19 protein-coding genes are annotated in these 22,586 nt (G+C 43.1%); 5 read left to right on the top strand and 14 right to left on the bottom strand.

Annotated features, from left to right (window positions below; translation table 11 throughout):
- Positions 1 to 129 precede the first annotated feature (129 nt).
- The 5 genes from secF to queA all read right to left on the bottom strand — a co-directional run bounded on the left by secF (position 130) and on the right by queA (position 5,774).
- A complete protein-coding gene (secF, locus tag L3V23_RS18410) occupies positions 130 to 1,077 on the bottom strand; it encodes a protein translocase subunit SecF (protein WP_042489651.1) in 948 nt (315 codons plus the stop codon).
- Positions 1,078 to 1,091: 14 nt separating this feature from the next.
- Positions 1,092 to 2,945, bottom strand: a complete 1,854-nt coding sequence (gene secD / locus L3V23_RS18415) for a protein translocase subunit SecD (protein WP_081878777.1) — start codon at positions 2,943 to 2,945, stop codon at positions 1,092 to 1,094.
- Between the two features lie 20 nt (positions 2,946 to 2,965).
- Positions 2,966 to 3,298, bottom strand: a complete 333-nt coding sequence (yajC, locus tag L3V23_RS18420) for a preprotein translocase subunit YajC (protein WP_102954642.1) — start codon at positions 3,296 to 3,298, stop codon at positions 2,966 to 2,968.
- 139 nt (positions 3,299 to 3,437) lie between these two features.
- Positions 3,438 to 4,577 (bottom strand): tRNA guanosine(34) transglycosylase Tgt, encoded by a 1,140-nt coding sequence (gene tgt / locus L3V23_RS18425; protein ID WP_102965346.1) that lies wholly within the window; start codon positions 4,575 to 4,577, stop codon positions 3,438 to 3,440.
- Between the two features lie 144 nt (positions 4,578 to 4,721).
- On the bottom strand, positions 4,722 to 5,774 hold the full coding sequence (gene queA, locus L3V23_RS18430; protein ID WP_102965345.1) for a tRNA preQ1(34) S-adenosylmethionine ribosyltransferase-isomerase QueA: 1,053 nt from the start codon (positions 5,772 to 5,774) through the stop codon (positions 4,722 to 4,724).
- A 253-nt stretch (positions 5,775 to 6,027) separates the two neighbouring features.
- On the opposite strand from queA, the gene L3V23_RS18435 reads away from it, so the two are divergent.
- The 3 genes from L3V23_RS18435 (at position 6,028) to L3V23_RS18445 (ending at position 9,862) form a co-directional block, all read left to right on the top strand.
- Positions 6,028 to 6,477 carry a CBS domain-containing protein gene (locus tag L3V23_RS18435; protein WP_042489641.1) on the top strand — a complete coding sequence of 150 codons (450 nt, stop codon included), beginning with the start codon at positions 6,028 to 6,030 and terminating at the stop codon, positions 6,475 to 6,477.
- A gap of 289 nt (positions 6,478 to 6,766) precedes the next feature.
- Positions 6,767 to 8,701, top strand: coding sequence for a HAMP domain-containing methyl-accepting chemotaxis protein (locus L3V23_RS18440; RefSeq protein WP_102965344.1), 1,935 nt, complete (start codon positions 6,767 to 6,769; stop codon positions 8,699 to 8,701).
- Positions 8,702 to 8,851: 150 nt separating this feature from the next.
- Positions 8,852 to 9,862: a type IV pili methyl-accepting chemotaxis transducer N-terminal domain-containing protein gene (locus L3V23_RS18445; RefSeq protein ID WP_237292726.1), complete on the top strand. Its 1,011-nt coding sequence runs from the start codon at positions 8,852 to 8,854 to the stop codon at positions 9,860 to 9,862.
- Between the two features lie 95 nt (positions 9,863 to 9,957).
- On the opposite strand, the gene L3V23_RS21440 is transcribed toward L3V23_RS18445, so the two are convergent.
- The 5 genes from L3V23_RS21440 to L3V23_RS18470 all read right to left on the bottom strand — a co-directional run bounded on the left by L3V23_RS21440 (position 9,958) and on the right by L3V23_RS18470 (position 17,468).
- Positions 9,958 to 11,340, bottom strand: a complete 1,383-nt coding sequence (locus tag L3V23_RS21440; protein WP_146029093.1) for a GGDEF domain-containing protein — start codon at positions 11,338 to 11,340, stop codon at positions 9,958 to 9,960.
- Positions 11,341 to 12,504, bottom strand: a complete 1,164-nt coding sequence (locus L3V23_RS18455) for an EAL domain-containing protein (protein WP_102965342.1) — start codon at positions 12,502 to 12,504, stop codon at positions 11,341 to 11,343.
- A 334-nt stretch (positions 12,505 to 12,838) separates the two neighbouring features.
- Positions 12,839 to 14,143, bottom strand: a complete 1,305-nt coding sequence (aceA, locus tag L3V23_RS18460) for an isocitrate lyase (protein WP_042489629.1) — start codon at positions 14,141 to 14,143, stop codon at positions 12,839 to 12,841.
- A 110-nt stretch (positions 14,144 to 14,253) separates the two neighbouring features.
- Entirely contained in the window at positions 14,254 to 15,891 is a 1,638-nt protein-coding gene (gene aceB / locus L3V23_RS18465) for a malate synthase A (RefSeq protein ID WP_102954637.1), read from the bottom strand.
- Positions 15,892 to 16,562: 671 nt separating this feature from the next.
- Positions 16,563 to 17,468, bottom strand: coding sequence for a hydrogen peroxide-inducible genes activator (locus L3V23_RS18470; protein WP_102954636.1), 906 nt, complete (start codon positions 17,466 to 17,468; stop codon positions 16,563 to 16,565).
- A 198-nt stretch (positions 17,469 to 17,666) separates the two neighbouring features.
- On the opposite strand from L3V23_RS18470, the gene L3V23_RS18475 reads away from it, so the two are divergent.
- On the top strand, positions 17,667 to 18,278 hold the full coding sequence (locus tag L3V23_RS18475; protein ID WP_042489622.1) for a peroxiredoxin C: 612 nt from the start codon (positions 17,667 to 17,669) through the stop codon (positions 18,276 to 18,278).
- Positions 18,279 to 18,413: 135 nt separating this feature from the next.
- Here L3V23_RS18475 and L3V23_RS18480 read toward each other — a convergent pair whose 3' ends face one another.
- Positions 18,414 to 18,587, bottom strand: a complete 174-nt coding sequence (locus tag L3V23_RS18480) for a hypothetical protein (RefSeq protein WP_180980269.1) — start codon at positions 18,585 to 18,587, stop codon at positions 18,414 to 18,416.
- Between L3V23_RS18480 and L3V23_RS18485 the strand changes: the two genes are divergently transcribed.
- Entirely contained in the window at positions 18,586 to 19,335 is a 750-nt protein-coding gene (locus L3V23_RS18485) for a copper homeostasis protein CutC (RefSeq protein WP_102965341.1), read from the top strand. The genes L3V23_RS18480 and L3V23_RS18485 overlap by 2 nt on opposite strands.
- A gap of 22 nt (positions 19,336 to 19,357) precedes the next feature.
- Here L3V23_RS18485 and phoU read toward each other — a convergent pair whose 3' ends face one another.
- Genes phoU through pstA form a run of 3 tightly spaced genes read right to left on the bottom strand, consistent with a single transcriptional unit; the run spans position 19,358 to position 22,586 of the window.
- Positions 19,358 to 20,056: a phosphate signaling complex protein PhoU gene (gene phoU / locus L3V23_RS18490; RefSeq protein ID WP_042489618.1), complete on the bottom strand. Its 699-nt coding sequence runs from the start codon at positions 20,054 to 20,056 to the stop codon at positions 19,358 to 19,360.
- A gap of 50 nt (positions 20,057 to 20,106) precedes the next feature.
- The gene (gene pstB, locus L3V23_RS18495; RefSeq protein WP_102954635.1) at positions 20,107 to 20,925 is read right to left on the bottom strand and encodes a phosphate ABC transporter ATP-binding protein PstB; all 819 of its coding nucleotides are present in this window, start codon (positions 20,923 to 20,925) and stop codon (positions 20,107 to 20,109) included.
- Positions 20,926 to 20,927: 2 nt separating this feature from the next.
- Positions 20,928 to 22,586 carry a phosphate ABC transporter permease PstA gene (gene pstA, locus L3V23_RS18500; protein WP_102963924.1) on the bottom strand — a complete coding sequence of 553 codons (1,659 nt, stop codon included), beginning with the start codon at positions 22,584 to 22,586 and terminating at the stop codon, positions 20,928 to 20,930.

Below are 22,586 nucleotides of genomic sequence, written 5' to 3' on the forward strand. Positions count from 1 at the left end.
CAGTCATTATCAGCTTTGATGAAACTCAAATCCCCTTTTCACTGCAGCTAATTTGCAACTTTCAGTAAAAAGACAAACTCGAAGAATAGAAAAAGAAAAAGCCACTGAACTCAGTGGCTTTCTAATCTCTTATGGCATCTCGTCGAATTCGGCACCTTCTTTCTCCACTTGTGGAGTCAGTAAGTGCTCACGAGTAATACCTAATTTCAATGCTAGAGCAGAAGCCACATAGATTGAAGAGTAAGTACCGACTGTGATACCGAGTAGAAGTGCCATTGCGAAACCGTGAATCAAAGCACCGCCTTGGGTAAACAAGGCAATAACCACAAACAAGGTTGTACCTGAAGTAATCAAAGTACGACTTAATGTTTGCGTGATTGAACTGTTCATGATTTCAGCAGGTTCACCTTTACGCATCTTGCGGAAGTTCTCTCGAATACGGTCGAATACAACGATGGTATCGTTGAGTGAGTAACCGACTACCGTTAGCAAAGCCGCAACGATGGTTAAGTCCACCTCAACTTGCATAAGCGAGAAAATACCAAGCGTAATAATCACGTCGTGCGCCAGTGCCAATACAGCACCTGCCGCTAAACGCCATTCGAAACGCATAGACACATACAGAAGAATACACAGTAGCGATACTAAAATCGCCAAACCGCCCGCTTCTGTCAGTTCATCACCTACGTTAGGACCAACGAACTCGATACGACGCATTTCAACCGATTCACCCGTACCTTCTTTAATCGCACCCAAGATTTGGTTACCCAGCGCTTCGCTTGCCACATTTTCACGTGGGCGAAGACGAACCATCACATCTCTAGCTGAACCAAAGTTCTGTACAGTTGCATCACCAAAGCCTTTCGTTTCTAGTGCTAAACGAATCTCTTCAAGGTTTACAGGTTGTTCAAAACCCACCTCGATCAGTGTACCGCCCGTAAAGTCTAAGCCCCAGTTCAGCCATTTTGTCGATAGCGTGAAAATCGAAGCTCCGATCATGAGTATCGAGAAAATGAACGCGAACTTCGACCAACGCATAAAGTCGATCGATTTATCTGTTTTCAGAATTTGAAACATACCAATTCCTACCCTTAGATCGACAATTTGTTAATGCGTTTACCACCGTACAACAAGTTGACGATACAACGAGTGCCGATAATTGCAGTAAACATTGAAGTGAGAATACCGATAGACAGAGTCACAGCGAAACCTTTGATCGCCCCCGTACCCACAGCAAACAGAATGATTGCAGTGATTAAGGTGGTGATGTTCGCATCGGCGATAGTACTGAACGCGTTCGCATAACCTTGGTGAATCGCTTGCTGAGGGTTACGCCCGTCACGCAGCTCTTCACGTATACGTTCAAAGATCAGTACGTTCGCATCCACTGCCATACCTACGGTTAATACAATACCCGCAATACCTGGTAGGGTCATTGTTGCCCCCGGAATCATAGACATCACGCCGATGATCAATACAAGGTTGGCAAACAGTGCGACGTTGGCAATCAAACCAAACTTACGGTAGTAAAGTAGAGTAAACAGCATTACTGCAACCATACCCCAGATACACGCTTGAATACCCATATCGATATTCTGTTGACCCATAGATGGACCAATGGTGCGTTCTTCTACAATCGAGATTGGCGCAATTAGAGCACCTGCACGTAATAGAAGAGCTAGGTTATGAGCTTCAGCCGCTGAATCGATACCGGTAATACGGAAGCTACGGCCTAGAGCAGATTGAATCGTTGCTTGGTTAACCACTTCTTCGTGCTTAACTAAGATAACTTTACCTTCTGGAGTCTTACGACCGCTGTCTTTGTATTCAGCAAACACCGTAGCCATCAGCTTGCCAATGTTCTTTTTAGAGAACGCTGACATCTTCGCGCCACCTTCACTATCCAGTGAGATGTTTACCTGAGGACGACCATATTCATCAGTGCTTGAGCTTGCATCAGTGATACTTGAACCACCAAGAATGACACGCTTTTTAAGCACTGCAGGGCGACCTTCACGGTCAAACTTAACTTCGCTGCCTGCAGGTACACGACCCGCAGCCGCTGCTGCTAAATCTGCTTTGTCATCCACTTCACGGAATTCAAGTGTCGCAGTAGCACCAAGAATCTCTTTCGCACGAGCCGTATCCTGAACACCTGGCAGTTCAACAACGATGCGAGTTGCACCTTGACGTTGTACCAACGGTTCAGCAACACCCAGTTCGTTTACACGGTTACGTAGGATGCTGATGTTTTGTTCAACAGCGTAGTTACGAATTTCTTGTAGACGAGTTTCAGAGAATTGCGCTTTGAGAACGAATTGATTGCTTTCATCAGAAGCAATGAATGTCATATCGCGGTGTTTTGCTTCTAAAGAGGCTTTTGCTTGAGCAAGTTGCTCAGCATCACGTAACACCACTTCTACTGAATCTTTAAGAGGACGAATTGCACGGTAGCGAATTTTGTCTTCTCGCAGTTCACTGCGGAATGCTTCTTCTTGCTGACTGACCAGTTTTTCCATCGCGGCATCCATGTCTACTTCCATCAGGAAGTGAACACCACCACGAAGGTCGAGACCAAGCTTCATAGGTGCTGCACCTATTGCTTCAAGCCAATCAGGAGTTGATGCTGCTAGGTTTAATGCCACAATCGTGTCTTTACCCAGAGCTTCACTTACGACATCGCGCGCGCTGATTTGAGTATCTGTGTCATTAAATCGAACAAGGATAGATCCATTTTCAAGACCAATGGATTTATGAGAAAGCTGCGCTTTATCTAGCGCTTGAGTGACAGAATCCAGCGTTGACAGATCTACAGAGGCGCCACGCGCCCCTGTAATTTGAATAGCTGGATCTTCACCGTAAATATTTGGAAGTGCATACAAAGCAGAGACGGCAATAACAAATACCACCATCAAGTACTTCCATAACGGATAACGGTTTAGCACAGAGAAGATCCTCTAGCTGTTTATAGAGATTTCAGCGTACCTTTTGGTAATACTGCTGTAATGAAGTCTTTTTTAAGAACGATTTCGTTGTTCTCATTAAGAGCAATAGACACATAATCGTTGTCTTCTGCAATTTTAGTAATGCGACCTACTAATCCACCACTGGTAAGCACTTCATCACCTTTAGCCATAGAAGCCATTAGGTTTTTATGCTCTTTTACACGCTTTGATTGTGGGCGGTAAATCATGAAGTAGAAGATTACCGCGAACATGCCAAGCATGATTAGCATTTCAAAACCACCACCAGCTGAAGTACCAGCTGGAGCCGCGTGTGCTACAGAAATTAGACTCATTGAGAAACGTCCTCTAAGTTGTTTTGTCTAGTTTGAAATCTATTGGGTTGCGCAACGTTGAATTCAAGTCAGGAATAGAGATAAATCCAACTTAGCGCACGAAATTACGTTAATGCCAGCACGCATGCTGGCATCAACATTAAGCTTTCTCTTTTTGTAGAGGTGGAACTTCACGATTGCGTCGTGCGTAGAACTCTTCTACAAATTGATCGAAACGGTCTTCATCAATCGCAGTACGGATACTTTCCATCAAACGTTGGTAGTAGCGTAAGTTATGAATGGTATTCAGGCGAGCGCCCAAAATTTCATTACAACGATCTAAATGGTGAAGATACGATTTCGAGTAATTTTTGCAAGTGTAACAATCACAATGCGGGTCTAACGGAGAAGTATCCGTTTTATGAACCGCGTTGCGAATCTTGATTACACCGCCAGTAACGAATAAATGACCGTTACGCGCGTTACGTGTTGGCATAACACAGTCAAACATATCGATACCACGGCGTACACCTTCTACTAAATCTTCCGGTTTGCCAACGCCCATTAAGTAACGAGGTTTGTCTTCCGGTAGCTGTGGACAGGTGTGCTCAAGCATACGGTGCATGTCTTCTTTAGGTTCACCAACCGCAAGACCACCTACAGCGTAGCCATCAAAACCAATTTCAGTCAGGCCTTTTACAGAAACATCACGCAGGTCTTCGTATACGCTACCTTGAACGATACCGAATAAAGAGTTCGGGTTTTCAAGCTTGTCAAAATGATCGCGAGAACGTTGAGCCCAACGAAGAGACATCTCCATTGAATTCTTAGCTTCATCATGAGTTGCAGGGTATGGCGTACATTCATCAAAAATCATGACGATGTCTGAACCAAGGTCTTTTTGGATCTCCATAGACTTCTCAGCGTCCATGAAAATCTTGTCACCGTTTACTGGGTTACGGAAATGCACACCTTCCTCAGTGATTTTACGAATATCACCAAGGCTGAACACTTGGAAACCGCCTGAATCAGTCAAGATTGGGCCTTGCCAGTTCATGAAGTCATGCAAGTCACCGTGCATTTTCATTACTTCTTGACCAGGACGTAACCATAGGTGGAAAGTGTTACCCAGCAGAATTTGTGCGCCAGTATCAGCCACTTCTTCCGGTGTCATACCTTTTACCGTGCCGTAAGTACCGACAGGCATAAACGCTGGCGTTTGCACTGTGCCACGTTCAAAAGTCAGCTGACCGCGACGTGCATTGCCATTTTTCTTTTTTAGATTGAATTGTAGTTTCACAAAGCCTCCAAATGTCAGAGAAACAGTCTGACGGATTGATACCTACACCCAGCATTAAATTAACACTAGCCTAGGTACAAACAGCTACCCGGAAAAGTGTCCAGATAGCTTCAAATATAAATCAAGAGTATGACGCTTTTCGCTTCAAATAGTTCTCTTGGTAATGAACATTGCATCACCGTAACTAAAGAAACGGTATTGTTCTTTCACAGCATGCTCATAGGCCACCATAGTATGTTCATAGCTTGCGAATGCACTTACTAACATAATTAGCGTTGATTCAGGTAGATGGAAATTGGTAATCAAACAATCCACTAACTGATATTGATAACCTGGGAAAATAAAAATCTCAGTGTCACCAAAGAAAGGAACCAACTCAGTACCTTTGCTTAAAGCATCTTGCGCAGCACTCTCTAAAGAACGCACAGACGTTGTACCCACGGCAATAATACGCCCGCCACGAGCTTTGGTTGCAGCAATCGCATCCACCACTTCTTGAGGTACTTCTACGTATTCTGCGTGCATGTGGTGATCGTTGATATTGTCTACACGAACAGGTTGGAATGTCCCAGCCCCTACATGCAAAGTGACATAAGCAAACTCAACACCTTTAGCTTTGATTTGCTCAAGCAGTGTTTCATCAAAATGCAGACCTGCCGTTGGCGCAGCTACCGCGCCTGGCTTCTGGTTATAAACCGTTTGGTAACGTTCTTTATCTGCATCTTCATCTGGTCGATCGATGTAAGGTGGCAATGGCATATGACCGATGTCATTTAAAATTTCCAATACGGCTTTTTCGTCCGTAAAGCGAATTTCAAACAGCGCATCATGACGCGCAACCATCACTGCATGGTATTCATCATTTTCACCCAGATACAATTCTGTATTCGGCTTTGGTGGCTTAGAAGAGCGAACATGAGCAAGAATCGTGTGCTCATCAAGCATACGCTCAACCAATACTTCGAGTTTGCCCCCCGAGGCTTTACGGCCAAACATACGAGCAGGAATAACACGGGTATTGTTAAACACTAAAAGATCACCCGGTTCTACCAGGTCGAGCACTTTTTTAAAGGTACTATCGGTTAATGCACCAGTATTACCGTTCAACTGCAGCAAACGGCTGGCTGTACGGTCTGCTTTTGGGTAACGAGCGATCAGCTCGTCTGGAAGTTCAAAATGAAAATCTGAAACTTGCATGACTGTATATTCGTTCTCTTCAGGGTTTAGCGATGAATCTTTTCGCGGCGCGGTAGTATATACCTAAGCCACATCAAGATACAGGATTGTGCACCACTAACCTCCAATGAATCAGCAATAGTTTGTAATCAACGATGAATTCGCTCAATTCGAGATAAAAGTGGTCAAGCTCTCAGATATTTGTCCGCAGAAAAACTATGCTTTAAACAAGAACCAACGCGTTATTACAATCCTGAAGAGATAGGAGTTGGATATGATTAAAGTCGAAGACATGATGACTCGTAATCCACATACATTACTGCGTTCAAACACACTCTCTGATGCCAAACACATGATGGAAGCGTTAGATATTCGACACATTCCTATTGTCGATGCAAATAAAAGGTTACTTGGTGTCGTAACACAAAGAGACATACTGGCCGCACAAGAATCGAGTCTGCAAAAAACCTCAAGCACCACTTCGTATACAGACGACTCTCCGCTTTACGAAATCATGCATACGCAAGTGATGTCTGTTTCTCCGCAAGCAGGGCTAAAAGAAAGTGCCATGTACATGCAGAAACACAAAGTGGGCTGCCTGCCTGTCCTCGCTAAAGGAGAATTAGTCGGAATTATTACCGATAGCGACTTTGTCTCGATTGCAGTGAGTCTTCTTGAGTTGCAAGAAGAAGTAGAACCTGAAGAAATCGAAGATGATCTATAACGATCTTTTCGTTTAATCAGCCCCCTTTCTCATCATTTATGAAAGGTTAATATTCAATAATATTAACCTTTACTTCTCTGCCTTACCTTACAAACCCCAGCCCTTGTCAGACAGTTCCCTTCACAGATGTAGGATTGTTTTTTTTTGACCTGTGGTTATGTCATACAAAACAAATTTATCTATATAAAACAAAACGTTATAGAAATCACTCGACTATGGTCACTTTTGGATGATAGTGATTAGTTGTATAAAATTTGGCTAATTCCGTTTGTCCACATAGAAGAAACACATGCTTAATAGAATCACCAAGGTATCGTATAAAATATACTTAATCATTGCCTTTACGACGCTTTCAACTCTGATCATTTCAGGGGTTGCAGCGTTCGCGATCAAAAACATTCAATCTGATTTCAATGATTTCAGACAAGTAAACCAAAACGCCATTCAAGCAAGTAACGTTCAAGAACACATGCTAACGGCACGCATTCGAGCTTTGACTTTCCGCGCTAGCGGCGACGATAAAAGCTTCAACGATGCAGTTAACGAACTCAAGGCTACGGAAAGCATTATTCAAACTGAGATCGCTAACAGCATTTATCCGCAGCAGGTGACACTTCTTACTGGCATGAAAAATAGTGTCAATCAGTACGAAGCTGAACTGAACGAAGTGAAAAATTTAATGCAGCGCAGAAATGAACTTGTGCGCGCGAACCAGTCTGTGACTGAAGAACTACAAAAGCATATCAGTCAACTTCGTAACAACAGCGCAAGCATCAATATGGACCTTTTTGAAAGTGTGATTGAAACGGAATATCAATTTACCATCGCGCTGCAACACGCTACTAACTTCCTCGTTGACAACGATGAGAAAGACTTTGAACTTTACCAAAGTGCATTTGGTCAACTACAAAAAATGATGGTCGAATTTGATAAATCATATCCTGAATACCGCAATGGCACCGTCATTAAACAAGTGGATGAATTTAACCGAAATATCAAAGAGATATTTTCAATCATTAGCCAACGTAATGAAATTTGGTATGTAAACCTAGCCAATTTAGGCGACCAAATTACAAATAATATCGTAGACATTAAGCAGAACTCATTTAAGAGCCAAACGAAATTAGCACAACAAGTCTCAGACCTAGCGGACAATGCTGTAATGGCCGTCATCATGGCTTTAGTGATTTCAATACCGCTGGTTATGCTCATTTGCCAATGGGTAACTCGCAGTATCACAGGTCCAATCAATACGACCAAAGCTATTATCGAACGCATGGCAAATGGTGAGTTACACGCTAACCACACTGTCGAGGGTGCTGATGAAGTAGCACAAATGCGCCATTCACTAGGTCAGATGGAACAAAAATTCTACAGCACCGTAGAAGAGATCACGCAAAACTGTGAAATGCTGGCTTCGGCTTCAGAGCAGCTATCGGCTATCAACCACGAAGTTCTGCAAAGTTCGATGACACAGCAACAAGAGACCGACCAAGTTGCTACAGCGATGAACGAAATGTCTGCTGCCATTAACGAAGTAGCCATTGGTGCCAACACAGCCTCTCAAGAAGCAGAATCTGCAACAGAAGAAGCAAACAAAGGCATGGCAGTCATGTCATCATCTATGGAGAAAATCAGCTCTCTTGCTCAACAGATGGGCGATCTGAGCACTGAGATCTCAACCTTACGTACTGGTACAGAGGAAGTGGGTGATGTTATGAACGTGATTCAAAACATCGCTGAACAAACAAACTTACTGGCACTTAACGCAGCCATTGAGGCGGCTCGTGCTGGTGAACAAGGTCGTGGTTTTGCGGTGGTGGCAGATGAAGTTCGTCAACTAGCACAACAAACACAAAAAGCGGTAGAGAAAATCGAGGGGCAAATTACCACCCTTCAAACCAACACATCTCAAGTAGTGGAATCTATCAATGCTAGTCAAACAATGCTTGAAGAGACGGTGACACAGTCTGCATCGGCTAACGTGGCCTTTTCAACGATTACCGATAGTGTCGCTCAAACCAACAATCTAAACACTCAGATTGCTACAGCGACAGAAGAACAAAGCACTACAGCAGAGATGATCAGTGAAAGTATCACCGTTGTTCGTGACAAAGTAGACCAAACAGTCAACATGGTTTCAGACAGCAACCAAGCTTCACAAGAGCTGGCTAAAATGTCAGTAACATTGGCTGAGCTGATGCGATTCTTCAAGCTGAAGTAATTCTCAAATCGATAAAAGCAAGCAGCTGGATTTTAATCCGGCTGTTTGTTTTTCTGCCGAAGTCGTCATGTTTCTCTTAATCCGTATCTGCGTTACAACCTTATGAAATTAAAAAAGTACAAATCTATTTCAGGCATAACCTCCTATTCGATGTCACTCATTTTTGCTCTGTGCACTGTGATCAGCCTTTTTTCAGCACTTATTTTTATCTCTCTAGATAAAGATGCAGAAATTATTAATCTCTCTGGTTCTTTACGAATGCAAAGCTATCGTCTTGCTTATGACATCACAACAAACAACTCAGAGAACAAACTCAAATACATAGAGAAATATGACTCAGTATTGTACTCAGACGCCCTAAAATCTGTTACAGACTGGCACTCGACTGACGAGATCAAGACACACTATTTTCAAGTTGTTAGACATTGGGAAAGCATCAAAGAAAAGCTGCTCACACAAAGAGAGCAAGAAGTTTTGCCTATCATTCCAAGTTTTGTCGATATCATTGATGAACTGGTGTGTAACATCCAAGTTCATTCAGAAAACAAACTTCACTATTTAATCTGGGCAAGCTGTGTCGGTGTACTACTCGTCGGGCTAATCGTGACATACTTTGTTCATTACATTAACCATAAAGTCGTTAGTCCAATCGTTCAATTATCTAATGCGAGCCAAGACATACGTCAGGGTAACTTCGATATTACGCTTGATTACCACCTCAATAATGAAATTGGTCTGCTGTCTTCCACTTTTCATCGTATGGCGGAAAAAATGGGACATATCTACTCAGGGTTGGAGCAATCACTTAGCCAAAACAATCAAGCCTTAGAGCTGGCAGTAGAAGAAAACGTATTGCTCTCCAAGATCTCGATTATTCTGCTCAACTCTGAACCACACCAAAACAAGCTAGAATCAGCTATCAGCCTGATTAAGGATTTGGATGCGGTCTCATTTATAACATTGGAATGGAAAAACGCAGAGACAGGAGAGTCAATAGCAGTGTCACAAGGAACCAAGAATAGCGAACTACTCTATACCCTTCCGTTGATGTATAAAAATGCCATTGTAGGAACGCTAAGCTGCCAGAGTGAATACAAGCTATCACTGCTAGAAACTGTTGCTCCTATTTTTGCCAAGTACCTGCATTCATTCAGCAAATAAGGGAACCTAAAGCTGTCACTTCAACTCAATACGCTGAGATCGAGCTACAAAAAAGCTGCCTTGTTAGGCAGCTTTTCAGGGTAAATAGAAAGTATTTAGCTAGAGCGAGATAGCTGATATTTGTCTCGGTATAAGCTTTCATCTGCTCGTAAAATGGCAGCTTCAATACTCTCAAACTCTTGTTTTTCAGTCACACCCGTAGCCACTGACACCCGCATACTCGTTGGTTCGATAACAGACGAACGGACTTCACTTTTCAGTTGTTCAGCGAGTGCTTCAGCAGTGTCAATGTCACAATCTGGCAATACGACAATGAATTCATCGCCACCGTTTCGAACCAGATATCCATCATAACCAAATACGGTTTTCATCGAGTCCGCAATATGTTTGATCGCTTTATCTCCAATCGCATGCCCAAACAAATCGTTAATTTTCTTTATTTTGTTGCCGTCAATTGCAATAACACTGGTTTTCTTATTTGATGTTGCAAAAATGAATTCGTCTTCTTTGAATATTTTACGGTTGTACAAGCCAGTCAGTTCGTCTTCATTTGCTGAAATAAGCACTTTCTTAAGCAGATTACGGCTATAGCGGGAATCGTCCCATTTCCAGTAAACAAAGAAAGCACAAACAAAGAGAATCGCCCATAGCCAGAAAAATTCAATGGCAATATTCGATGATGAGAGTTTATAAATGATCCGACTTCGATTATCAGTGATGTGTTCACGGGTATAAGTACGGCCAAAGTTAATATTCATATGCTCAAATATGGTACTTTTAAAGCTGTTGTTTTTTTCTGTTCTAAACGTTAAACCATGATCCCAAGACACCGGGATGTGAAGATCGACAACAAAGTCACCAACGATTTTTTTGGTGGAAAAGTCCCTTACCGGTGACGACATAGACATAATGTAAGCACCTGACAATAAGTCTTTATACACAGGGGAGACAATGACTCTATCGATCAATTGAAATGGCCGAGCATATATCGAGCACGTTTCGGTTATGCTACAACGTTCAATACCGAAAAGTTCTTCTGAAATTGGAAAGTCAGGGAGCAGTTCATGAGTAAAAATCTTCTTTCCTTCATAAGAACGAAAGTACATAAATACATCTTTGGAATCGAATAGCGAAGGAACATACTTATTGCTGAGCTGCATGACTCGGATGATGGTGCGCTCATTTTCTGTCAGCTCTTCATGCCCTTCAACGGCATAACTGTAAACTTCATACTCCTCAAGATTTGAATCATTGATTAGCACAGGTAACTGACGCTCAGTTTCAGCCAGCAGCCCAAGAAGAATCATTTTCTGTTTTTTGATTTCTAACGTTTTTACGATGGAATCAACATGGGTGAATTTCCCGTTTACCAGTCTTTCCATATTGAAAGATATAATGGCGTAGAACAGAGAAGTGCTAACAAGAAGAGCAACAACTGAGATTTTAAAGTAGCGCATCATGGATGTGTAGTGAGCCACTTAGTGCTGATGAACATCAAAAAGACTGAGAGCTTCAATTGGCATTGGTCTCCCCGTCAAATATCCCTGACAGACATCCACACCCAAACTCTGCATTAGCTTCCAAGTGGCGTCATCTTCAACCCCTTCAGATACGAGATTGATATGTAAACTTTTAGAAAGTGTACACATGCTGCGTATGATCGACTGCTTTGTTGCATCGATCAGGCAGCCGAATACGAAATTCTTATCGATTTTAATTTCAGTAAATGGCAAATGAGAGAGCTTGAGATAAGACGAGCTACCAGTACCAAAGTCATCAATTGAGATACCCACACCATATAAACGCATGCGTGTTACATTGGTGATCATTTCAATCGATTCGTTGTAGATATCCTGCTCGGTCAGCTCAAGCGTTATCAGACTAGGATCAACCCCGTGATGAGTGCATTGCTCCAACAGATAATCGGCAAAACTTGGAATTTCAAGATCTTGCTGTGTGACGTTAATTGCCACACGACATTGAATTCGATTTTCAGAAAGATCAGACAACACATTATCGAGAACGACTTTGAACAAGTGATACTCCATTCCTCCGTCATGCAACATCGGGATAAATATATCGGGAAAAATCATACCTTTGCTCGGGTGAACCCAACGAGCAAGCGCTTCTAGCCCAACAATCTTGCCGGTGGTGTAGTCTAACTGTGGCTGATAGTAGTTTTTAAACTGACCTTGCTGTAGAGCATTAACCAACTCTTCCATATCAACCGATTTTAGTTTCTGTTTAATCGCAGTTTTCTTGATGATGGCTTCTTTTTGAAACATCTCTTCCAAAACCGCATCCGTCACAGGCTTGCTTAATTCATAAACATTGGAAAAACCAAGTTTCTTGCTCATATAAGTTAATGAAGAAACGATAGAGCTTTCGACACTACTGGTAATAGCCAAAGCACCTTGATAACCAAGATTATCCAGATGACGGATCAAACTGATGCCATCCATTTCGGGCATCATTATGTCACTAAATATAATGTCAAACTGATGTTCAGAAACAGCACGCAACGCTTCCTGACCACTGTTACAGGCCATAAGATTGGTGATGCCGAATTTTGTTAATTGGCGTTCCATTACACTTAATTGTATTGGGTTGTCATCGACAATTAAGGCTGCGAGTTCTTTCATTGGTATCAATTTACTTTCTACAACGTGAATGTTAACGAATTTACGTAGCCTCACTTAACCGAAGGCTTTGTAAAGTACAGACGAACTTTGGGATTGTTTATGTAGCTAGAGGGAAAGTCAAACAATGGGTATTTTAGATTTTTTTATAACTTTATGAATTTTATAAAGTTATGACATTCTTAAAAATAACACAAAATAATAAAAGAAATTTCCTACGCCCTACTTCTAACATTGACGACGAAATATATTTCTATTTGTAACTATTTTGCCAATAAAAAAGAGCGACCTAAGCCGCTCAAAGTTCATGCACAGAAAAAGTTATTATCAATGGTTTTTAAAACTGGTCTTCTTCGGTGGAACCAGTAAGGGCAGTAACCGATGAATTTCCGCCTTGGATAGTGTTGGTCATCTTATCGAAATAGCCTGTTCCTACTTCTTGCTGGTGAGCAACAAAGGTGTAGCCTTTTTCAGCCGCAGCAAACTCAGGACGTTGAACCATTTCAACATAGTGACGCATACCTTCACCTTGAGCGTAAGCGTGTGCTAACTCAAACATGTTGAACCACATGTTATGAATGCCAGCTAATGTAATGAACTGGTACTTGTACCCCATATCAGAAAGCTCTTGCTGGAACTTAGCAATGGTTTCTTGATCAAGGTTTTTCTCCCAGTTAAATGAAGGCGAACAGTTATAGGCCAACAGTTGATCTGGGTACTCAGCAAGAATTGCTTCAGCAAACTTACGAGCTTCATCTAGATCCGGTTTTGCTGTTTCACACCAAACAAGGTCAGCATAAGGTGCATACGCTAAGCCACGAGCAATCGCTTGATCAATACCAGCACGTACACGATAGAAACCTTCGCTGGTTCTCTCGCCGACAATGAAGTCAGCATCGTATGGGTCGCAATCTGAAGTAAGCAGGTCTGCCGCATTCGCATCAGTACGTGCGATAACCAGAGTCGTGGTGCCTGCAACGTCAGCCGCTAAACGTGCTGCAACCAATTTTTGTACGGCTTCTTGAGTAGGAACCAATACCTTACCGCCCATGTGACCACATTTTTTCACTGATGCAAGTTGGTCTTCAAAGTGAACCCCTGCCGCACCCGCTTCAATCATAGACTTCATCAATTCATAAGCATTGAGTACGCCACCAAAACCGGCTTCCGCATCGGCAACTATCGGTAGGAAGTAATCAACGCCTTCTTCTGGTGTTACACCATTTGACCATTGAATCTGGTCCGCACGACGGAACGAGTTATTGATTCGCTTAACCACGCTCGGTACGGAGTCTACAGGGTAAAGTGATTGGTCTGGATACATTGTTGATGCCGTGTTGTTATCAGCAGCAACCTGCCAGCCTGATAGGTAAATCGCTTCAATACCCGCTTTTGCTTGCTGTACAGCCTGACCGCCGGTTAACGCACCTAAACAGTTCACATAACCTTTCTTGGCACTGCCATTAACCAGTGACCACAGTTTTTCTGCACCACGTTGTGCAATCGTATTTGCTGGAGTAATTGAACCACGCAGGTTCACTACTTCTTCAGCGGTATAAGTGCGTTTTACGTTGTTCCAACGAGGATTCGTTGCCCAATCTTTTTCTAACGCTTCAATTTGTTGGCGGCGTGTCAGTGTCATAATCTATCCCTCTTGATATGAGCGTCCTTTCGCAATCAGCACTGAATTCGCTGATTTTGATCTGACTATTTTTGTTTCACGTTAATGTTGTTATTGGTTATAGGTTTTGCTTAATCTAAATATTCGTAACCCGGTACGGTTAAGAAATTGGTCAACTCATCACTGGTGGTCAGTTTCTCCATCAGCTCAGCGGCTTCGCTAAATCTGCCAGAGTTAAACCGTTCTTCACCCAGTTCTGATTTCACCACCTCAATTTCTTCGGCAAGATACTGACGGAACAGCTCTTTGGTTACGGTCTGACCGTTATCCAGCGACTTTCCGTGTTGTATCCACTGCCAAATTGATGTGCGCGAGATTTCTGCAGTTGCGGCATCTTCCATCAGTCCGTAAATCGGTACACAACCATTACCGGAGATCCAAGCTTCGATGTATTGCAGCGCAACGCGAATGTTGTGTCTCATCCCCTCTTCACTTCTTACGCCTTCACATGGCGCTAATAGTTCTTCGGCGGTGATAGGCGCATCAGACATACGGCTGATGTCGAGCTGATTACTGCGTTGACCAAGTACTTGGTTGAAAACATCCATTGCAGTGTCGGCAAGCCCAGGGTGAGCAACCCACGTACCATCATGACCGTTATTCGCTTCTAACAATTTGTCATTGCGAATCTTGTCCTGAACCTGTGCATTCACTTGTGGGTCTTTGGCTGGAATGAATGCCGCCATACCTCCCATCGCAAATGCTCCACGCTTGTGACAGGTATAAATCAGTAAGCGCGAGTAAGCGTTGAGGAATGGTTTATCCATCGTCACAACTTGGCGGTCAGGGAGTACACGGTCAGCATGTTTTTTCAGTGTTTTGATATAACTGAAGATGTAATCCCATCGACCGCAGTTGAGGCCAACAATGTGTTCTTTCAGTGCAAACAGAATTTCATCCATCTGGAAAACTGCAGGCAGTGTTTCAATCAGTACCGTGGCTTTGATGGTGCCGGTTTCTAACCCAAAGTAGTCTTCGGTGAAATGGAAAACATCACTCCACCATTTCGCCTCTTGATACGCTTGCAGTTTTGGCAGGTAGAAATAAGGGCCACTGCCTTTTTTCAACAGAGCTTTGTAGTTATTGAAGAAATACAAAGCGAAATCTAACAACGCTCCCGGAATAATCTGTCCGTCAAACGTGACATGTTTTTCACGTAGATGCAGACCTCGAACGCGACAAATTAATACTGCTGGGTCTTCCTTGAGTTGATAGTTTTTACCGTTGTCTGGGTTGGTATAACTGATGGTGCCATTCACTGCGTCTCGCAAGTTGATTTGACCATCCAAAACCTTATCCCAAGCTGGAGACATTGAGTCTTCGAAGTCAGCCATGAATACTTTTACGTTTGCATTCAGTGCATTGATCACCATTTTGCGATCGGTTGGCCCCGTAATTTCAACGCGGCGATCCTGAAGATCATTCGGAATGCCGAGGATTTTCCAGCTTCCTTCGCGAATATCTTTGGTTTCACTCAGGAAGTCCGGCAACTGACCGTTATCGATTGTTTGCTGCTTACGTTCACGCTCTGCAAGTAACTCATCGACTCTTGCTGCATATCGAACACACAGTTCCGATAAGAAAGCTTGCGCTTCAATAGGAAAAATCGCTTCGTGCTCTGAGTTGAGCTCTCCAGTAATTTTTAATCGGGAACAAAAACTAGCATCTCTCTCGAGAGCGATATTCGAATCTGACGTTTGAGCGAACATATCTTCTTCCTTTTTATTCAAAATTTCATTTGTAACTTTAAAACTACAAATTGAATTTTAATTTGTTGAGCCTTCCTTGCTTTCCATGTCTATACAATCCCTCAAATAACATCAGACTTCAACGTATTTAAGACTAGACATAGGTCTACAAAACCTAAACAAACACTAACTTACAAAGGGGTTCAGTAAAAGCCAAAAAATACATATCGGCGAAATTCAAAGTTTTGTTCGGTTGATATTTTAGGCACTATGCAAGTAAGAAAAATGTAATTAATTACGTAATATAATTACAATAAAAATCGAAGTGTAAAATCGCTTTAAACAACAGCAAAGTCGCATTGAAAATCAAAGAGTACAGAAGTGGTGGTAGCTTAGACGGAAAAAACGTTTTTTCTTTAAACACCGAGCAAGACAAAAACTGTAAAATTAACTTTGTGAATTTTTACAATTTTATGAAAGCTTCATAATTTTTAGTCTTGTGAAATTTCACAGAAAAAGCGATTCAAAAAGTATAAAAAACTAAAAAACGCACCATTTCCAGTGCGTTTTAACTATAAGATGATCGTCTATATTTGTGAACCAATTGAAGTTTCTCCTTAGCAGAGAGCGAATAAGGCGTTCAAAGTCTGTTAAAAGCAGAAACCTCAACTGGGAGGATATACGACTAATCGCTACAACATCTCTGAAAGCAAATCCGCAAGGAGGTTAAAAGTATGACTGCGAGACGAACTTGGACGCCATATTAATCCGATCTCTCGATAAGCTTGCTGACCAGGAGGATCGATGACCACAAGATTCTGGTTCTCTAAAAGACCGTGTTCAATCGCCATCTGTGGGATAAACGTCGTCCCCAATCCATTCGCAACCATCTGTACCAAAGTATGTAAACTCGTTGCTGTGAATGGATTAATCTTCTCTTTCTCCGTTAACTTACAGGCCGAAACGGCGTGTTCCGTTAAACAGTGTTCGTTCTCTAACAAGAAGACAGACTCATCAGGTAAGTCTGCGTATTTGATGGGAACACGAATAGCATCAGCTTGATTACGGCTGATCACCATACGAAAAGCATCTCGACCGACAATACGACTTTCCAAATTCCCAATATCCATCGGTAGAGCAAGGATCAGGACATCTAACTCTCCATTCCGCAAACTCTGAAGCAGGTTTGTGGTAGTATCTTCGCGTAACAAGAGATGCAACTTCGGATAGCGTAAGTTTACCTCTTGCACCAAATCCACCAGCAGGAACGGTGCAATTGTCGGGATACAGCCCAATCTCAGTTGCCCTTCCATCGCATCGGTTTGACACAGTTTACCGACTTCGACTAAATCCTGTCCTTTAGCGAGCAACTCTCGCCCTCTTTTTACTACTTGCTCTCCGGCAAGCGTAAAAACCAGCGGGCTTTTTTTATCTTTCTTTTCATACAGCGGGCAACCAATTAACTCTTCAAGGTTTTGAATGCCTTTGCTCAAGGTAGATTGACTCACAAAACAACGTAATGCCGCCTCGCTGAAGTGGCGGGTTTCATGCAGTGTCACTAAGTAATGAAGCTGCTTTAAGCTTGGCCATTTATTCATAGTAATGATTATCTTTGAGGTATTTCGGTTCAGTGAATTATGATTTGGTCTATTATCGCTTTTTTCGATTAAGTTAATCTATTTAATTCGCTTTTTTCTATTTAAGAAAATGTACTATAGTTTGTCTCGTACATACATGGACTAAGCCGACAACAATGAGAGTCGGCTTATCATAATTTAATGCTTAGGAGCAAAAAAATGGTACTAGTAGGTCGTCAAGCCCCTGATTTTACTGCTGCTGCGGTACTTGGTAACGGTGAAATCGTTGATACATTCAACTTCAAAGAATTCACTAAAGGTAAGAAAGCAGTTGTATTCTTCTACCCTCTAGATTTCACTTTCGTTTGCCCATCTGAATTGATCGCATTCGACAAGCGTTTTGAAGACTTCCAAGCGAAAGGCGTTGAAGTGATCGGTGTTTCTATCGATTCTCAATTCTCTCACAACGCATGGCGTAACACTGCTATCGCTGATGGCGGTATCGGTCAAGTTAAATACCCTCTAGTTGCTGACGTTAAGCACGAAATCGTAAAAGCTTACGATGTTGAGCACCCAGAAGCTGGCGTTGCTTTCCGTGGTTCTTTCCTAATCGACGAAGACGGTCTAGTACGTCACCAAGTGGTTAACGACCTACCACTAGGCCGTAACATCGACGAAATGCTACGCATGGTTGACGCACTAAACTTCCACCAAAAACACGGTGAAGTTTGCCCAGCACAATGGGAAGAAGGCAAAGCAGGTATGGACGCATCTCCTAAAGGTGTTGCAGCATTCCTATCTGAGCACTCAGACGATTTAGGCAAAAAGTAATCACTTCTTAGCCCGCGCTCAACTCGGGTTAATGGTTGGACAATATATAAAGCGATAACGCACCGCCAATCAGTTAAGAAGTAAAGTCTTGTAAAAGCTCAAAGCATCCGCTTTGAGCTTTTTTATTTATAGCCGTTAATTGGCATCGAACACGAACACGCCCAACCATCCATGGCGCTCCGATGTGCCTTCCATGGCACATAGGGTTCGTTTATCGATACCAATGACAGCTTTACCGATTGCAAGCAATGAATTTACTGCTGTTTGGTATACACTTATCCCCACATCAAACAGCTGCGAGCCCATCATGAACTACAACATCGAAGTGTGTATCGACAATCTAGAATCTCTACATTTAGCGATCGAAGGCGGTGCCAACCGCATCGAACTTTGCTCTTCTTTGGCTTTAGGTGGACTCACACCAAGTTTTGGCATAATGAAGCAAGCAGCAAACATTTCGTCTGTTCCTGTTTATGCCATGATCCGCCCTCGCCAAGGCGATTTCCTTTACGATGAAGACGATATGGAATCCATGTTGTATGACATTGATGCGGCGGCTGAAGCGGGCTTACAAGGTATCGTGTTTGGTATTCTTACCGCTGAAGGGAAGGTTGATATTCAGAAATGCGCCCGAATCGTCAATCACGCCAAACTCAATGGATTAGGTGTGGCTTTTCATCGCGCTATCGATCAATGCCAAGACTATCGCCAAGCATTAGAAGACATCATCGAACTCGGCTGTGAGCGAGTACTAACTTCAGGTCTCGCCAGCAATGCATTAGCGGGGGCAGATGTCATCGCAGACATGGTACAGCTTGCAGATGGACGCTTATCCATTATGGCGGGAGCCGGTGTATCAAGTGACAACGTGGAAACCATTGTCACTCAAACCTTGGTCAAAGAAGTTCACTTATCCGGAAAATCAACGCGGGCAAGCCACATGACGTTGGTGGCAGATAGCGCCAAAATGGGCAATCAAAACCTCGATGACTTCATCGTCCCTGTGACGAATCCAGAAGCCATTCGCAAAGTCGTAGAAATTGTAAAATCGTTTTAGTGCTGACGATTAGCGTTCAATTTTAACGTAACGCATCGTCTATAGACTGTTCGCCCAAGTGGCGAACGTCTTTGCCTTTAACAAAGTAGATGATGTATTCACAGATATTCTGGCAACGATCGCCAACACGCTCAATCGCACGAGCTGACCACATCACTTGCAGAATATGCGGGATGTTTTTCGGGTCTTCCATCATATAAGTCATCAACTGACGAATCACAGATTCGTACTCTTTATCTAACTTATCATCCAGCTTATAGACTTCTGCTGCAGCTTCCACATCCATACGAGCAAAGGCATCCAAAACTTTGTGCAGCATGGCTACAGCACTGCGACATAACGGTTCTAGAGACACCTGAAAGTGACTCTCTTTAGAGGAAGGGCTTTCAATTGCCACATAGGCCATCTTGGTTGCAACATCACCGATACGTTCGAGATCAGTAATGGTTTTGATGATCGCCATAATCAAACGCAGATCTTTTGCCGCAGGCTGACGCTTAGCGATAATGCGAGTGCATGCTTCATCAATCGATACTTCCATTGCATTCACTTTGTGATCATCACGCACCACTTTTCTTGCAAGCTCAATATCCTGCTTATTCACCGCTTGCATCGCAAACGAAAGCTGCTGCTCAACCAATCCACCCATGGTTAATACATGCGTACGAATGGATTCAAGCTCAACGTTGAATTGACCAGAGATGTGGCGACCTAACTGCATGATGGTTCCTTAACTCGCAAAGTTCTTCTGCAAAAACTGCTTTTGTTCGTTTATCCGTATCGACCAGTAATGTAGTCTTCGGTTTTCTTTTTCAATGGCGAAGTAAAAATAGAGTCCGTATCTGAGTACTCGATCAATTTTCCCATATGAATAAAGGCGGTATGGTCACTCACCCTTGCCGCTTGTTGCATATTATGAGTAACAATCACAACCGTATATTTGGTTTTCAGCTCGTGGATCAGTTCTTCGATCGTCAGGGTCGAAATAGGGTCAAGAGCTGATGTCGGTTCATCCAGCAATAGCACTTCAGGTTCAATAGCAATCGCGCGAGCAATCACCAAACGCTGCTGCTGACCACCAGATAAGCCAAACGCATTTTCGTGCAGACGATGTTTTACTTCGTCCCACAGTGCAGCAGCTCGCAGAGAACGCTCCACTGCATCATCTAACGCTCGGCTGTTCTTTATTCCCTGTAAACGTAGACCGTAAACCACGTTCTCGTAAATAGATTTAGGAAACGGATTGGGGCGCTGAAACACCATGCCCACTCGGCGTCTGAGTGTGGCAACATCCACATCCGGATGATAAACGTTTTTACCATGCAGCTTGATTTCACCTTCTACACGACAGGCTTCCACGAGATCGTTCATACGGTTAATACAACGCAGCAAGGTCGACTTACCACAACCAGAAGGACCGATAAACGCTGTCACTTGTCCTTTAGGAATGCGCATGGAGATATCGCTCAACGCTTTTGTCTGACCATAGAAAAGACTCAAACCTTCAATTGAAATTGAGGTTTGCTGGTCAGTTAGATTGTTGACATCCAACGGAGCTTGATAGCCCAAAGTTTGATTAACAGAAAACATGCTTAATCTTGTCCTAAAGTACGATATTTCTCGCGCAAATTATTACGAATGCTGATGGCGGTTAAGTTCAAAGCCACAATAACAGTGACGAGCAAAAATGACGTTGCATAAACCAAAGGGCGCGCGGTTTCGATATTGGTGGTTTGGAAACCCACATCATAAATATGAAAGCCCAAATGCATAAACTTACGTTCCAAATGAACATAAGGGAACTCTGCGTCCACTGGCAAGCTTGAGGCAATTTTTACCACACCCACCAGCATCAATGGTGCAACCTCTCCCGCAGCACGGGCTATCGCTAATATCAGTCCTGTAATCATAGCAGGGCTAGCCATAGGCAGAACAATTCGCCAAATGGTTTCAAACTGTGTTGCGCCCAATGCTAATGAACCGTGGCGTACCGAATTCGGAATACGGGTTAACCCTTCTTCAGTGGTGACAATCACCACTGGCAGCGTTAATACTGCCAATGTCAACGCTGACCATAACAAACCCGGCGTGCCAAAGGTAGGGGCTGGTAAACGCTCTGCATAGAACACGCTATCGATAGATGAACCTATGGTGTAAACAAAAAAGCCTAAACCAAAGACGCCATAAACGATCGACGGTACACCGGCCAAGTTGATGACTGCTACGCGAATAATGCGAGTAAAAGTATTGTCTTTGGCGTATTCATGCAGATAAACCGCAGCAACGACGCCAAGAGGCATCACAATCACCGACATCAGCAACACCAGAAAGACAGTGCCAAAGATTGCAGGGAACACACCGCCTTCGGAGTTAGATTCGCGTGGATTTTCAGATAAAAATGCCCAAACCTGTTTCGACCACTGGGTCAATTTTTCCAAAGCATTCATATCATTCGGATACCAGATATCCAGAATATGACTCACTGGAATTCTCACCCGAGTTCCTGCCATGTCTTCAACAATTAGAGTTTGCTGACCTAGCTGAGTTCTCAGTAAATCCAGATGTTCTTCAGCTTGTTTTCGTTTTTCATCCAGAACTTGCTTTTGTTGCTGATAGGCAACCTGATATTCATCGGTTAACTTACCATTGAGCTCTAAACGTCTTCTCTCCAGTCTCAACTTTTCTGAAGCACTGCTGACAACCCGAATCTCTTGTTCAATCACTGTATCGATCTGCTCACGCAACGTCGTCACTTCTTGCAATCCTCGCTCAAGAAGCGTTGAAATATACGCACTGCTCTCACCATCGGCTTTTTCAAACCCGACAGGCTTACCAAAAAACTGTCCGTCACGGGTACGCTCAATCACCGCCCAACCCGTTGGCTTTTCAGGCGCAGAAACGTTGTCTGCCAGCAGTGAAATAAAATCCGCCTGATAGAGGTCTCGGTTTGCAACTTTAATGCTTAAGCGCTCTGCTGTTCCCTCTTCCAAAGCTTCGGCAGATAGAGTGATATTCATCTCTTTCAAATGGCTGACAGGCACACTTTCAGAAGCGTATAGCTGCCCGACGATCACTTTGTTAGGCTCTGCTAAGTTGTGCCATTGATACAGAGGTGCAGGCCAGAAATAGGTTAATCCTTTCCAGCCGATCAACAGCAATAATCCAAGAACCGAGATCAAACTTAGGCTCACTGCACCGCCAGTAAGCCATATCCAAGGAGAGCCCGATTTAAACCACTTCAATAACGACAT

Source organism: Vibrio sp. A1-b2 (assembly GCF_021726015.1).
Classification (GTDB): Bacteria; Pseudomonadota; Gammaproteobacteria; order Enterobacterales; family Vibrionaceae; genus Vibrio; species Vibrio diazotrophicus.

Bases quoted from the DNA above. Each gene is read 5' to 3' on its own strand.
- L3V23_RS18440 (WP_102965344.1), top strand. From the start codon at position 6,767: ATGCTTAATAGAATCACCAAGGTATCGTATAAAATATACTTAATCATT.
- phoU (WP_042489618.1), bottom strand. From the start codon at position 20,056: ATGCAGTTAGGTCGCCACATCTCTGGTCAATTCAACGTTGAGCTTGAA.
- pstB (WP_102954635.1), bottom strand. From the start codon at position 20,925: ATGTTTTCTGTTAATCAAACTTTGGGCTATCAAGCTCCGTTGGATGTC.
- L3V23_RS18480 (WP_180980269.1), bottom strand. From the start codon at position 18,587: ATGATGGGCTCGCAGCTGTTTGATGTGGGGATAAGTGTATACCAAACA.
- L3V23_RS18435 (WP_042489641.1), top strand. From the start codon at position 6,028: ATGATTAAAGTCGAAGACATGATGACTCGTAATCCACATACATTACTG.
- yajC (WP_102954642.1), bottom strand. From the start codon at position 3,298: ATGAGTCTAATTTCTGTAGCACACGCGGCTCCAGCTGGTACTTCAGCT.
- aceA (WP_042489629.1), bottom strand. From the start codon at position 14,143: ATGACACTGACACGCCGCCAACAAATTGAAGCGTTAGAAAAAGATTGG.
- L3V23_RS18470 (WP_102954636.1), bottom strand. From the start codon at position 17,468: ATGAATAAATGGCCAAGCTTAAAGCAGCTTCATTACTTAGTGACACTG.
- aceB (WP_102954637.1), bottom strand. From the start codon at position 15,891: ATGTTCGCTCAAACGTCAGATTCGAATATCGCTCTCGAGAGAGATGCT.
- queA (WP_102965345.1), bottom strand. From the start codon at position 5,774: ATGCAAGTTTCAGATTTTCATTTTGAACTTCCAGACGAGCTGATCGCT.
- L3V23_RS18445 (WP_237292726.1), top strand. From the start codon at position 8,852: ATGTCACTCATTTTTGCTCTGTGCACTGTGATCAGCCTTTTTTCAGCA.
- L3V23_RS18485 (WP_102965341.1), top strand. From the start codon at position 18,586: ATGAACTACAACATCGAAGTGTGTATCGACAATCTAGAATCTCTACAT.
- secF (WP_042489651.1), bottom strand. From the start codon at position 1,077: ATGTTTCAAATTCTGAAAACAGATAAATCGATCGACTTTATGCGTTGG.
- L3V23_RS18455 (WP_102965342.1), bottom strand. From the start codon at position 12,504: ATGAAAGAACTCGCAGCCTTAATTGTCGATGACAACCCAATACAATTA.
- L3V23_RS18475 (WP_042489622.1), top strand. From the start codon at position 17,667: ATGGTACTAGTAGGTCGTCAAGCCCCTGATTTTACTGCTGCTGCGGTA.
- pstA (WP_102963924.1), bottom strand. From the start codon at position 22,586: ATGTCGTTATTGAAGTGGTTTAAATCGGGCTCTCCTTGGATATGGCTT.